The organism is Streptomyces sp. SID3212 (assembly GCF_009865405.1).
Classification (GTDB): Bacteria; Actinomycetota; Actinomycetes; order Streptomycetales; family Streptomycetaceae; genus Streptomyces.
On the sequence record NZ_WWJY01001040.1, the window covers coordinates 1 to 251 of the forward strand.

Annotated in this window: 1 protein-coding gene; it reads left to right on the forward strand. The window is 76.1% G+C overall.

Features of this window, described 5'->3' with window-relative positions:
- Nucleotides 1-251: hypothetical protein (locus GT042_RS30570; protein ID WP_161311936.1), on the forward strand; the 251-nt coding region annotated here is incomplete at both ends.

Here is a 251-nt window from a genome sequence, read left to right on the forward strand (position 1 = left end):
CTGGTCGAACTGCACGCGGTGTCGGGACCGGGAGCGGGCCGTACCTGGCGGCTGGGCCAGGGCAGTCACGAGATCGGCACCGACGCGCTGTGCGCGGTCGGACCGCTCGGCGACGGCACGGACGCCCCCGCCGACACAGCCGGTGTCCCCACGCACGGCCTCTGGCTGACCGTACGCGCGGACGGCTCCGCCTACTGGCACCGCACCGACGCGGCTCCCCGCGACACCGTGCGCGGCAGGACCGTGGAGCC